This is a genomic window from Pedobacter sp. Leaf176, assembly GCF_001424305.1.
Taxonomy (GTDB): domain Bacteria; phylum Bacteroidota; class Bacteroidia; order Sphingobacteriales; family Sphingobacteriaceae; genus Pedobacter.
The window spans coordinates 179420-193646 of the sequence record NZ_LMPD01000001.1 but is presented as its reverse complement, the minus strand read 5'-3'; the positions used below and the strand labels follow the sequence as shown (position 1 = coordinate 193646).

The window sequence follows — 14227 nt, the reverse complement described above, 5'->3', positions numbered from 1 at the left end:
ACATCGATACCTATTTTTGGTAAACCCTTACATAATCTACCTTCATTGTTGCAGGAAATATGGATTCGTCTACCCCCATTTTTCCACCCCAGCCACCGCCAACGGCAACGTTTAAAATCAGATGGAAGTTTTGGTCGAAAGGCCATTCAGGAGCGCCTTTTCCTGTATTTTTAAAACTCAGATATTTATGATCATCAACGAAGAAATCCATGCGGTCTTCATACCATTCTATAGCATAAATGTGGTAAGTATTGTAAGGATTGATTTTTATGCCTTTGCCAACCTGCGTATTAATTTTATGGTTAAACTTTTCTGTGTGAACGGTTCCATAAACACTGTCTGGTTCATAACCAACGTGTTCCATGATGTCTATTTCACCACTTTTTGGCCAGCTTCCATACTTTTGTATCGTAGGAAGTGCCCAAATCGCAGGCCATAAACCCCTGCCTTTTGGCAACATCGCCCGAACTTCCACCCTGCCGTATTTGAAATCGAACTTATTTTTACTTACTAACCGGGCAGATGTGTAATGATTGTTTTCTTTCTCTGCTTTGATAACAGTAAGGTTTAGGTTTCCTTTTTTCACATTTGCATTTGCGGAATCAGCATCAGTATAATATTGTAATTCCTTGTTTCCCCAACCCTGTCCTCCTACATTGTAACTCCAGTTTTTGCTTTGTGGCAAACCGGCATCATCAAATTCATCATACCATTTTAACTGCCAACCCAAAGCAACAGGTGTTTTCTTAATTTCCTCAAAAGTCAATTCAGGCTCGTTAGTTGTGATGTAGTCAACTTTGTGCGCCAATAACCACTGAATTTCAGGAACTGTATTTACAGTCCAGGCATTAACAGTTAACCCTAATTTATGTGCGTTTTCAATCCAGCCATCTTTTTGATAAACACTATAGTGATAATCCACACCAGTTAATTTATCAGTTTTCATTTGCTCCGCACTAATGTCGCCTTTTAAATAAGCGACCTTCGCTTTTGGTAAAACTTTTAAAATGCGTTTGCAATAATCATAATCAAAGCTAATGTATTCCGTCCAGTCTAAAACACCAACCTTCTTAACCATTTCGATACACTTGTTGGTTACATCGATTCCCCGTTCTTTGCTTATTAACGAAGGTTTGATTTCCAAAATAAGTTTCGTCGTTTTTTGCTTTTTCCCTTCTTTTAAATAAGCCTCGAGTGTAGGGATTTTCTCTCCATTGCTCATGGTTTTGGTTAAAAGTTCCTCGTATTTCACTTTCTCAATCGTTAAACCCTGAAATTCGGGGTCGTGATTAATTACCAAAACATCATCAGCAGTCATCCATACATCGAATTCAGATCCATAACAGCCCAACTTCACCGCCTCATTTAATGATGCGATGGAATTTTGAGGATAGTTATTCTTTTTCCATGCGCCGCGATGGGCAATTACCTGGTTTTTATTCCATTTGAATTTCTGCGAAAAAGAAGAGGTAAAAATGAATACCATACTACAGGTCAATATAAATGCTCGTTTCATATTTGGGGTGTTTATACAAAAAACCAAAAGTAGATTTTTCCATGAATACTCGTTTAAAATCTGTGTAACCTTTGTATTAAATATAACAAGATATAGATTTTAAATTAATCTTTAATTGGCCGTTTCAAACCTTAAAGGTTTTTAGAACCTCAAAAGCCAAATTTTTATTTTCTAATAAACTATTTGAAATAAACGCGTTACCTTAATGAGGTTTCTTTTAATTGACGGTAACAATTTTTACATTTACGTTGATATGGTAAGCAATAATTACAACGATTTGTTGAGGAAGATAGATGAGTTTATCCGTAAATTTTATTTGAATAAGATTTTACGGGGCGCCATTTATGCCGCTGCGATATTGCTTGGATTGTATTTGCTTGTTTTTTTGAGTCTGTATTACCTTAATCCATCTGCTGGATTTAAGACGCTTATCTTCTTTGCATATTTATTACTGGGTTCATTACTGATTGGTTTTTTAATCATTAAACCTTTGCTTTCGATGTTGAAATTAGGCAAACATTTGTCTTTTGATGAGGCCTCGGTTATTATTGGAAATCATTTTGCAGATATCAAGGATAAACTTTTAAACACTTTACAGCTGCATAAACTTTCTGAAAATCTCCAAGAAAACAACCAGTTGATAATGGCCAGTATCGACCAGAAAATTTTGGAGTTGAAACCCGTTCCGTTTTATACCGCCGTTCGGATAAACGATAACCGGAAGTATTTAAAATACCTTTTTATTCCGCTTTCTATCATTTTGTTGATTGCCATTATTGCGCCTGCTATCTTACGTGAGGGAACCAATAGTTTCTTAAAATATGATGAATATATTGCTCCAAAAGCACCTTTCAGTTTTATGGTTCTGAATAAAAATTTAACTGTTACGCAGGGCGATGACGTAACGGTAAATTTGCAATTGGCTGGCGATGAGTTGCCTGCTGAAGTTTATGTAGAAGATGGAAAAAACACTTACAAACTTGAAAAACAGAGCATCAGCAAATTTAATTATGGCATCAAAAACATTCAGAGCGATAAAAAACTGATTTTTAAAGGTGGTGGATTTAGTTCTACGGTATTTACGGTTCGCGTTAAACCTCGTCCGGAATTATTAAATGTAAGCGCAACCTTAAATTATCCAGCTTACCTTGGCAAAAAACAAGAAGTAATTGCCAATGTTGGCGATATCCTTTTGCCTGAGGGAACGCGTATTACCTGGAATCTTAAAACCGGTCAAAGCAATTCGCTTTTGTTTAATTTAAATGGAAGAGAGAATATTTTAAAGGTGATAGGTGATGAATCTTCATTCAATGCCACGATTCGCAATAACTCTAAATACAGCATCACACCAAAAAATGATTTTGTAACCCTTAAAGATTCGCTATCGCATCAAATTACGGTTATTAAAGATCAATCTCCTGCTATTCAGGTTGAAGAAAAGCCAGATTCTATAAGCACCAAAGCGCTATATTTCAGCGGTCAGGTTAGGGATGATTATGGTTTTAGTCGGTTGAGTTTTAAATATAACATCAAGGAAAACGATAAAATAATCAGCACGGTAAGTAAGAATATCGCCATTAAAGCAAACGCAATTGAAAATGCATTTTTTTATTTCTGGGATTTAAATATAACATCGGCAAAGCCGGGTCAGGAAATTGAATATTATTTTGAAGTAGCTGATAATGATGGCATTAACGGTTCAAAAATTACGCGTTCTGAGATTAAAACCTTTAAGCAACCTACAAAAAAAGAAACTGCAGAGCAGGTAAGTGCTAACAGCCAGGCACTAAAACAAAAAGTCCAATCCGCCATTCGTTTGGCTAATACTATTGAAAAGGAAAGTAAAAGAGTTGCTGAAAGTCTGATTGATAAGAAGCAGATTTCTTTCGAGGATAAAAAGCAAATTGAGGCTTTGCTGGATAAACAAAAGCAATTGGACGAGGCGGTAAAGGAGATTAAGGAGCAGAACGATAAAAACATTCAACAGCAGCAAGACCAAAAGCAAACTGAAGCGCTTTTAGAGAAACAAAAGCAGATTAAAGACTTATTTGACAATGTATTGGATGAAAAGACTAAAGCGCTTTTGCAAAAATTGCAAAATTTGATGAATGAGAAAAATAAAGACCAAACGCAAAAGGAGCTCTCGAAAATGCAATTGGATAATAAAACCCTCAAAAATGAATTGGATAGGATTTTAGAACTTTACAAACAACTGGAATTTGAGCAAAACCTTCAAAATGATATCGATCGTTTAAATGAGTTGGCAAAGGAACAAAAAGAGCTTGCTAAACAAACTGCTGATAAAAAGCACGATAACGAATCGCTTAAACAAAAGCAGGAGGCCCTGAACAAGGAAATGAAAGATTTGAAAGATGATTTCAAGAAATTGGAGGATAAAAACCAGTCTTTAGAGAAACCTAATCCTTTTGAAAACCCTGAAAAAGCGATTCAGGACATTCAAAAAGAACAGCAGGAAAGTAAAGATGCTTTAGATAAAAAAGATTCGAAAGGTGCAAGCCAAAAACAGCAAAAAGCTGGCGATCAGATGGAAAAGCTTTCGAAAAAAATGAGTGACATGCAGCAACAAGGTGAGGAAATGGAAAACAACCTGAACGCCAAAGAATTGCGAAAATTGCTTGAAAACTTGCTGAACACATCCTTTGAGCAGGAAAAGGTCATGCTCATCTTAAAGAAAATGACTCAGGCAGACCCATCCTACGTAAACAATGTTCAAAAACAAAGAAGTATTAAGGATAACCTGAAAACCATCGCCGATAGCTTGTATGCATTGAGTAAACGTGTACCTCAAATTGAATCGACAGTTAACGAGGAGATGAATAAAATCAATTTCAACCTAGATAAGAGCTTGGAAAGTCTTGGTGAAAGAAGAACCCCTGAGGCCAATCGTTACCAGCAGTTTACCATGACTTCCATTAACAACTTGAGTTTGATGTTGAGTGAGGCTTTAAACCAATTGCAGAACATGCAAAAGAATTCAAAACCTGGAAGTGGTAAAAAACAGAAACAAGGCATGAAACAGCTTTCGCAAATGCAGGAGCAATTGAACAAGAGCATGCAAAAAGCCCGTGAGCAGATGCAAAAATCTGGTGGAAATGAAGGAACTGTGGGTAAAGGGCAAATGAGTCAGGAGTTTGGAAAAATGGCGCAACAGCAGCAAATGATTCGTCAGGCTTTGGAAAAGATAAATCGTGAAGAAAACAAAGACGGTTCAGGAAAAATGGGTAACCTGAACGAAGCCATTAAGGAAATGAAACAAACGGAAAGTGAACTGGTTAACAAGCGTTTACAGCAGGAAACTTTAAACCGTCAGAAAGAACTGTTAACCAAGCTTTTAGAAGCCGAGAAAGCCGAACGCGACCAGGAAGAAGATTCAAAACGGGAAAGTAAAGCAGCTAAAGAGTTTCCGCCATCATATCAAAAAATGGTTGAACAATTTAAAAAGCAGCAGCAAAATGGCACTGATATGTTGCAAAAGTTACCTCCGAGTCTGAACTATTATTACAAGAATAAAATTGCCGAGTATTTGAAATTGTTGAATACGGTGCAGTAGGCTGGCCAGAGATTCGCAGATTTTTATAAGCCACCAACTATGCTGAATAGTGTGTCAACTTTTATTAATTATGTCAATACTAATGCCTCATTATTACATGATATTTCGTAGGGACACGAACTACGGCTTATAGATAAAATATATTTACGCATCTTCCAAATTGGCAAGAAATCCCAGCCTAAAATTCAAAAAACAAATAATCTGCGAATCTGTGGCTAAATAATATTTCCTAAATTTACGGCCTAAAACACAGCCAATATGCCTGCAATTTCATTCTTTACAGAATCGGTTACTTACAATCTTCCTCAAAAACTTAAGGTTAAGAAATGGATTAAAGCAACTATTGAAAAAGAAGGATATAATTTGCAGGAACTCAATTTCATTTTCTGCAGCGACGAATACCTGTTGGATATCAATCAGCAGTACTTAAACCATGATACCTACACAGACATCATCACTTTCGATAACTCGGATGAGGAAAAGCAAATTGTAAGTGATCTTTTCATCAGCATCGAACGTGTAAAAGAAAATGCAAAAACCTTTAAAACGAACGATTTTGATGAAGTTTGCCGCATTATGATTCACGGAACCTTGCATTTACTCGGCTACAAGGATAAAGGCAAAACAGCTAAAGCCCTTATGACTCAAAAAGAAGACGAGTATTTAAGATGTAGAATTGATTTTGATATGAAATCGTAATTTATTTTAAATTAACACAGGTATCATTCTTAGCATAGACACAACCTGAAAATTAATTTGCTCTCAATCCTTTCAGCTTAAGGCAGCCGGGCACTAAATTTACCTATCCCATTACGCTACTTAGCATCGTCCCTTCCTAAAAAAGTCTACATAGAAAGTTTTTCAGGAAGGGACAGTCACGGGGTGCCTCAATAAATTAAGAAACATATATGAACAAGTTAAGATCTGTTTAAAGTATTTGCTGTTCGTCTAAAAGTTATGGGCGTTGGTCGATGATTTACCTACACTGGTATATTATCGCAAATAGACGTGCAACCTTTCCGCCCTCTTGTAGTCTTATAGTCAAGAACAATAAAGAAAGACATAAAGTTGATATTTTAGAATCTACTTATAACCATAGCATAAAAATAAAGTTTAGTTTTAGTTAATGATAGAAGCAGCGGCGGAGCGAGTCCAGTCGCTGTTTCGTTTTTATAAATGCGAAGGGAAATTGAGATTCTGTTTTTCCATTCATGCTCTATGCTTTTTCAATCTTTTCTTTAGCACCATCAATATTCTGCCATTTTTAACTGATACTTAGTTGGTTTGGAACATCTATATGTGCTGTCAAATATTTTATACTTACTTTTGCACTAATTTTCCTTTATAAATCCGAAATACAAATAAATTGAGCACACTAATTGCGGCAGAAGGCTTGGGTCATGGTTATCATGATGAATGGCTATTTAAAAATTTAACCTTAGGCATTAACTCTGGTCAGCGTGTGGCGCTGGTTGGAATTAATGGCGCTGGGAAGAGCACACTTTTAAAATTACTGGCAGAAAGATTTCCTCCGCTTGAAGGTAAGATTGTTAAAAATAAATCTGTTAAAATTGGTTTCCTGGATCAAGAGCCTCAATTTACTGAAGGCTTTTCCATTAGCGATCATATATTCTCTTTAGAAAACAAGCAACAACAGTTGATTAAAGAATATGAAGAGTTAATTGAAAACCCTAATCCTGACGAAAAAACACTGAACCGTTTGTATGAGGAACTAAGCGAACACAATGCCTGGGAATATGAGCATGAGATTAAAACCATTTTAAATAGAATGGGAATCACTCATTTACAACAGAAAATCTCCACACTTTCCGGCGGACAAAAGAAACGTTTGGCTTTGGCTAAACTTTTAATTGAAGATCCTGAAATTTTAGTTTTGGATGAACCTACCAACCATTTAGATATTGATACCATTGAGTGGCTTGAAAAATTATTAACCACTGGACAAAAAACAGTCCTGTTGGTTACCCACGATAGATACTTTTTGGATAACGTTTGTAATACTATAGTAGAGTTGGACAGGGGCAAAATTTTCAATTATAATGGAAATTATGCATATTATCTTGAAAAGAAATCAGAGCGAGAAGCGCTTGATGCGACGGTTTTACATAAGAACCAACAACTATTAAAGAAAGAATTAGAATGGATGAGACGCATGCCACAAGCTCGTGGAACGAAATCTAATGCTAGAATTAATGCGTTTTATGATTTGGAAGAAAAATCGAAGAAAAAGTCTGATAATCAGAGCATTAACCTACAAATGAAGATGTCTCGTCAGGGAGGGAAGATTATTGAGATTGAACACATAGCAAAATCATTTGATGGTCGTCCAATAATTAATGATTTCAGCTATACCTTCAAAAAAGGAGATAGAATTGGTTTGGCTGGTAAAAATGGTACTGGCAAATCAACCTTACTAAATATTATTACAAGTCAATTAAAACCAGACGCTGGTCAGGTAGATACCGGAGAAACCACTGTTTTCGGTTATTATAAACAAGGGGGTTTAACATTCGATCCTAAGGAAAGAGTTATCGATATCGTAAAATCTGATGCTGAATATATTAAGATGGCCGACGGTTCTGTAATTACCGCTTCTGCCCTTTTAACGCTTTTCCTCTTTCCGCCAAAGAAACAACATGGCATGGTGGAGAAATTAAGTGGTGGAGAAAAGAAGCGTTTGAATTTGATGAAAGTTTTAATGCAGAATCCAAACTTTTTAATATTAGATGAGCCAACCAACGATTTAGATATCGATACATTAAATGTATTGGAAGAGTTTTTAGAAAATTTCCCTGGCATTTTAATGTTGGTTTCTCACGATAGATATTTACTCGATAAGATGAGCGATCAGCTTTTCATTATGGAAGGGGAAGGCGTGGTTAAAATTTATAATGGCAATTATTCCGAATACAGATTAAGTTTAGAGCAACCAAAAATTAAACCAGAAGTTAAAAAAACCACTATTCACCCTGCGGAAGAAGCTCCTATTAAAACCGCTAAAAAGTTAAGTTTTAAAGAACAAAAAGAACTTGATGAAAGCGAAAAAGGCATGGCGGATACCGAAAATAAAATAGCAGAATTAACAGAAAGCTTATTGAATATTGACGCTACTGACTACTTAAAAATTCAGGAGGTTTCTGATGAGATTGAAAAGTTAAAACAAAAACTAGATGATTACACGATGCGCTGGTTAGAGCTGTCGGAATAATCTGTAATAACTACTCCGGTATAACTTTATGTTTCACGTGGAACATAATACAATCGGAAAAATAAATTGATTAAAACAATATGTTCCACGTGGAACATATAAGAGGAAATACAATGTTTTCAAAATACGATTTGATTGTTGTTGGTGCCGGCCACGCTGGCTGTGAAGCCGCTGCCGCTGCTGCCAATCTGGGATCATCAGTTTTATTAATAACAATGAACATGGGCACGATTGCTCAAATGAGTTGTAACCCGGCTATGGGTGGCGTAGCGAAAGGACAGATTGTTCGTGAGGTAGATGCAATAGGAGGCTATTCGGGTATCATATCTGATAAATCGACCATTCAATTCAGAATGCTAAATAAATCTAAAGGCCCTGCTATGTGGAGTCCAAGGGCGCAGATAGACAGAATGCGCTTTGCAGAAGAATGGCGCCTAGCTTTGGAAAGAACGCCAAATGTAGATATGTGGCAGGATAGTGTGGTTGGTTTATTAATTAAAGACAATACTGTTTACGGGGTCAAGACCTCTTTAGGAATCGAGATTGAAAGTACTGCGGTTGTGCTAACCAACGGCACTTTTTTAAACGGTGTAATGCACATCGGCGAAAAGAAATTTGGCGGAGGTAGAACAGCAGAAAGATCTTCAACTGGAATTACCGAACAACTGGTAGAATTAGGAATGGAATCCGGAAGAATGAAAACCGGCACCCCTCCCCGTGTAGATGGAAGAAGCTTAGATTATTCGAAAATGGAGGAGCAATGGGGCGATGAAAATCCAGGTAAATTCTCTTTTACCGATACTGAAGTTTCCAAAGACCAACGCTGCTGTTGGATAACTTACACGAATGGTGATGTACATGAAACACTGAAAGAAGGTTTTGAAAAATCACCCATGTTTACGGGCAGAATTAAAGGTTTGGGTCCAAGATATTGTCCATCTATTGAAGATAAAATTAATCGTTTTGCTGAACGCGACAGACATCAGATTTTCGTGGAGCCTGAGGGATGGAATACCTGCGAAATTTATGTGAACGGTTTTTCCACTTCACTTCCTGAAGCTGTTCAACAAAGGGCCCTCCGATTGATTCCGGGTTTCGAAGATGCAAAAATGTTCAGACCGGGTTATGCCATTGAATATGATTTCTTTCCACCTACCCAATTATCCTTAACATTAGAAACAAAACTAATCGGCAATTTATTTTTAGCTGGCCAAATAAACGGAACAACTGGTTACGAAGAAGCCGCTTGCCAGGGGTTTATGGCAGGCATAAATGCGCATCAAAAAATCAACGATAAACATGAATTGATTATGAAAAGGTCTGATAGTTATATTGGCGTTTTAATCGATGATTTAGTAACTAAAGGAACTGAAGAGCCTTATCGTATGTTCACCTCAAGAGCTGAACATCGTTTGCTATTGAGACAAGACAATGCTGATATACGTCTCTCTCCTATCGGCCATGAGCTTGGTTTAATTTCTGATGAACGTTTAGAAAAGGTTAAAAAGAAAGTTGCAGCTGCGGATGCCTTGGTAAAATTTACTAGGAATCAGGGCATAGAAATGGCTGATGCTAATCCAATGTTGGAAAGTTTAAATTCCAGTGCATTGAATCAAAATGTCAAAATTCATAGTTTGGTAGGACGTCCGCATGTTGGATTACAAGATATTATCAAAGTGAGTAAACTATTAGCTGAAGCAACCAAACATTTAGATAATGAAACGATAGAACAGGCTGAAATTAAAATCAAATACGAAAGCTATTTCGAAAAGGAAAATGAAATCGTAGCTAAAATGTTGAAGATGGAAGATAAAGAAATCAAACCCGATTTCGACTATAATAAAATTGTTTCCATTTCAAAAGAAGCCAGAGAAAAATTATTTAAGATAAAACCACGTACATTGGGTCAGGCATCAAGAATTTCAGGTGTTTCACCGTCAGATATTTCAGTTTTGATGGTGTATATAAATAAGTAACTGATAATCAGTATTTTAAAATAAAAAATATTGACGCAAAATAATGCGATATAAACTAAAAAAAAGATTTTTTAATATAATCGTTCCAAAAACATTAAAAATTCGTTAGAACGTCTAAAACATGCCATATTTAAAAGGTCCTTATTTTAATATTAAAAATTTAGTAGTTGCAATAGCATTGCTCCTGTTTTTTGGTTGTGCGAGTATACAAACCCCCCAGGGTGGTCCGAAAGATAACAAACCACCAAAGGTTGTAAGTATGCTTCCAAAAAATCAGACAAGAAATTTTAATGCCAAAAAAATTCTGATTCAGTTTGATGAATTTTTTAAAATTCAAAATGAGACTAAGGAATTTTCCATTTCACCGGAATTAGAAAAAGCACCGATATTAAAGATCAAGAAAAAAGTATTGGAAATTACGATGCCTGATACACTAGAAAAAAATACAACATACACTTTAAATTTTGGTAAGGCCATCGGAGATATAAACGAGGGCAACGTTATTAAAAATCTATCTTATGTTTTTTCTACCGGAAACGAAATTGATTCATTAAGCCTAAGTGGAAATGTCAAAAATGCTTTAACGGGTGAGTTAGAGAAAGATGTAACCGTTTTAATTTTACCGATAGAAAGGGATACTTTATTTGGTAAAAAACGTGCTTCAATTTATACCTTAACAGATAGCTCTGGAAATTACAAACTAAATAACCTTAGAAAAGGAAGATACAAAGTTTATGCTTTGAAAGAATCATCTGGCGGTGGTGATAAAATATACCAGCAAAGTTCTGATGAAGTTGGTTTCCTCAAAGAGCCCCTGGTAATTGATAAAAATACAGATAACATCAATCTACAGGTTTTCAAAGAATCAGCAGCAAACTTCAGGGTTTTAGAAAGAAAAATAGGTGCTGACGGAAGTATTTTATTGAGTTTTACCCAACAATTAAAAAAACCTCAGATAATAATTACCGAACCTGCTGCTTTAGATGTTTCTAAAAAAGTGATGTTTAATAAGACCAATGATACTGCAAAAGTATGGCTAAATGACATGAGTTTCGACTCTGTTAAAGTTTCTATTCAAGACCAGGGTAAACTCTTGCAAACTGTTAATTTAATAAGAGGTAAAAAGGATACTTATATAAGAGACCTTACACCTAGCGATAATGCAGGAGGTGGTAAACTAAGTCCTTTTCAGCGCTACACACTCACTTTTTCATCTCCAATACTAAGTGCGGATGCATCAAAAATTGTTTTGTTAGACGATTCTATAAAACGAACAAACTTCGAACTTATAAAAGATAGTGTCAACTTTCTTAAATATTACATTTCCTTTCCGTGGAAAGCTAAAAGAAAATATGATATAAAGTTTTCTGCTGGTGCTTTCACAGGTATGTTTAATACCAAGAATAAAGATTTTACCAAAATATTTACACTTGATGCAAGTGAGAATTATGGTAGTCAGTTCACCCTAAATGTTTCTATTCCAGATACAACTGTAAATTATATTGTAGAGATACTAAATGAAAAGAAATCTGTGATTAGGTCGTATCCGATTAAATCAAATGCAAAACTGATTTTCAACAATTATCCGGTAGCTAAATATTTAATTAGGGTAGTTTACGACCAGAATAAAAATGGAATATGGGATACAGGAAATATTAACTTAGGAACGCAACCGGAGAAAATCTGGTATTCAAAAGATGAAATTACATTGCGTCCAAATTGGGATATTGAAAATAATCTGGTTATTCCTCCACTCCCTAAAGAGTAATTAAGGATTGGTAAACCAGCCAGAATACATTATATAATTATCTGGTAATTTATTTAGTAAAGCCTTTTGCTCTTCAGTAATGGGCTTTATCTTTTTTGCAGGAGTTCCAGCAAACAGATAACCGGTTTCACATACTGTATTTTCTAAAACGACAGAACCAGCAGCAATAATACAATATTGTTCTACTATGGCATTATCCATTACAATAGCACCCATGCCTATTAAAACATTATCCTCTATTGTACATCCGTGAACAATTGCATTATGGCCAACAGAAACCCGATTGCCAATATGTGTAGACGCTTTCATGTAAGTAGCATGAATTACAGCCCCATCCTGGATGTTTGACTCATCTCCTATCGTAATGGCATTTACATCGCCTCTAATCACCGCATTAAACCAAACAGAACAATTATCACCAATGGTAACATCACCAACTATTGTGGCGTTCTCAGCAATGAAATTATCTTTTCCAATTTGAGGATATTTATCTTTTACAGGTAATATTAAAGGCATATCTAGTTTTTATTTTTAAATAGGTATCAAAGATTAAAAAGCGAACAAATAGAAAACAACAAATTAGAGCACGGTATCAACCAATCGTTCGGCGTGATTTGGATAGTCCGTTGTAAAGTGCAATCCCCTGCTCTCCTTTCTTTGCATAGCAGATTTTATGACCAGGTAAGCCGTTTGAATTACATTCCTCAATTCACAAAGTTTAACAGAAACCTTATTCATTTTATAAAATTCTTCAGTTTCCTGATAAATTAAAAATAAACGTCTGTGAGCCCTTTCTAATCTAAAATCAGAACGAACAATACCAACATAATCACCCATTACTTTCTGTAATTCCCGAAGATTGTGCGTAACCAGAACATCTTCATTGCTTTGTGTAACGCCTTTAGAATCCCACTCCGGTATATTATCAGGGATTATATTCTTTTCAAAATTTTCTATAGCATCCTGGTAAATCCGGTGTGCAAAAACTGTAGCCTCCAATAGTGAGTTGGATGCCAACCGGTTAGCGCCATGAAGACCAGTTGATGAACATTCACCGCAAGCATAAAGATTTTTAATGGATGAGCGACCATAGTCATCAACCAAAATTCCCCCACACATATAATGAGAAGCAGGTGTTACCGGAATATAATCTTTCGTCATATCAATGCCAATGGATAAGCACTTTGCATATATATTTGGAAAATGCTGTAAAATATCCGCTTTACTTCTCATGGTGATATCTAAATAAACAAAGTCGTCGCCAGACTTTTTCATTTCATTATCCACAGCCCGAGCTACAATATCACGGGGTGCTAATGATTTACGCTCATCATATTCATGCATAAATTCTTCGCCATTTTTGCGGCGAAGAACACCACCAAAACCACGAACAGCTTCGGAAATTAGGAAGGAAGGGTACTCTCCGGGATGGTACAAAGCGGTTGGATGAAACTGAATAAACTCCATATTCCTTACTTTTCCTTTTGCACGATAGACCATTGCCATACCATCACCTGTTGCAATTACAGGGTTTGTTGTGGCAGAATATACATGTCCGGCTCCGCCAGATGCCATCACTGTAACGTTTGCCACAATCTTTTCCACATCGTTAAGCTCTGTGTTAAAGGCATATACACCATAACAGTTAATATCTTCGGTACGTTTATCCACAAACTCACCAAGGTGATGCTGGGTAATTAACTCCAGAGCAAAGTAGTGTGTTAATATCTCTATGTTTGTGTTTGCGTGTATTTCATTTAAAAGTACCCGTTCAATCTCGTATCCGGTGATGTCTTTATAGTGCAAAACCCGGTGTTCTGAATGACCACCTTCCTTGGCTAAATCGTAAAAACCAGCATTGTCTTTATCGAAATTTATACCATAGTCTATAATCTCCTGTATACGCTGAGGCCCCTCTTTTACAACTATTTCCACAATCTTCTCATCACATAATCCATCACCGGCAATCAAAGTATCCTGAATATGTTTTTCAAAAGAATCTCCTTTATCCACAACAACTGCAACACCGCCTTGTGCATATTTAGTGTTAGATTCATCTTCATTTGATTTAGTAACAATTAAAACTTTACCAAACCTGGCAGCCTTCAATGCGAAACTTAAACCCGCTATACCTGAACCAATTACCAGAAAATCTACTTTTCTCATT

8 protein-coding genes are annotated in these 14227 nt (G+C 36.0%); 5 read left to right on the top strand and 3 right to left on the bottom strand.

Translation table 11 applies throughout. The features are described from left to right. Positions 1-10 precede the first annotated feature (10 nt). On the bottom strand, positions 11-1516 hold the full coding sequence (locus ASF92_RS00835) for a family 16 glycosylhydrolase (protein ID WP_056086438.1): 1506 nt from the start codon (positions 1514-1516) through the stop codon (positions 11-13). 205 nt (positions 1517-1721) lie between these two features. On the opposite strand from ASF92_RS00835, the gene ASF92_RS00830 reads away from it, so the two are divergent. The 5 genes from ASF92_RS00830 to ASF92_RS00810 all read left to right on the top strand — a co-directional run bounded on the left by ASF92_RS00830 (position 1722) and on the right by ASF92_RS00810 (position 12060). Then, positions 1722-5087: a DUF4175 family protein gene (locus ASF92_RS00830; RefSeq protein WP_231729712.1), complete on the top strand. Its 3366-nt coding sequence runs from the start codon at positions 1722-1724 to the stop codon at positions 5085-5087. A 258-nt stretch (positions 5088-5345) separates the two neighbouring features. Beyond that, a complete protein-coding gene (gene ybeY, locus ASF92_RS00825) occupies positions 5346-5786 on the top strand; it encodes an rRNA maturation RNase YbeY (protein WP_056086435.1) in 441 nt (146 codons plus the stop codon). Positions 5787-6453: 667 nt separating this feature from the next. Next, positions 6454-8316, top strand: a complete 1863-nt coding sequence (locus tag ASF92_RS00820; RefSeq protein WP_056086432.1) for an ABC-F family ATP-binding cassette domain-containing protein — start codon at positions 6454-6456, stop codon at positions 8314-8316. Positions 8317-8429: 113 nt separating this feature from the next. Beyond that, complete coding sequence (mnmG, locus tag ASF92_RS00815) at positions 8430-10292, top strand: tRNA uridine-5-carboxymethylaminomethyl(34) synthesis enzyme MnmG (RefSeq protein ID WP_056089025.1); 1863 nt, start codon at positions 8430-8432, stop codon at positions 10290-10292. Between the two features lie 121 nt (positions 10293-10413). Further along, the gene (locus ASF92_RS00810) at positions 10414-12060 is read left to right on the top strand and encodes an Ig-like domain-containing protein (protein ID WP_056086430.1); all 1647 of its coding nucleotides are present in this window, start codon (positions 10414-10416) and stop codon (positions 12058-12060) included. On the opposite strand, the gene ASF92_RS00805 is transcribed toward ASF92_RS00810, so the two are convergent. Both ASF92_RS00805 and nadB read right to left on the bottom strand, forming a co-directional pair. After that, positions 12061-12576, bottom strand: coding sequence for a gamma carbonic anhydrase family protein (locus ASF92_RS00805; RefSeq protein WP_056086426.1), 516 nt, complete (start codon positions 12574-12576; stop codon positions 12061-12063). A gap of 63 nt (positions 12577-12639) precedes the next feature. Then, positions 12640-14226, bottom strand: coding sequence for an L-aspartate oxidase (nadB, locus tag ASF92_RS00800; RefSeq protein WP_056086422.1), 1587 nt, complete (start codon positions 14224-14226; stop codon positions 12640-12642). Position 14227 lies beyond the last annotated feature (1 nt).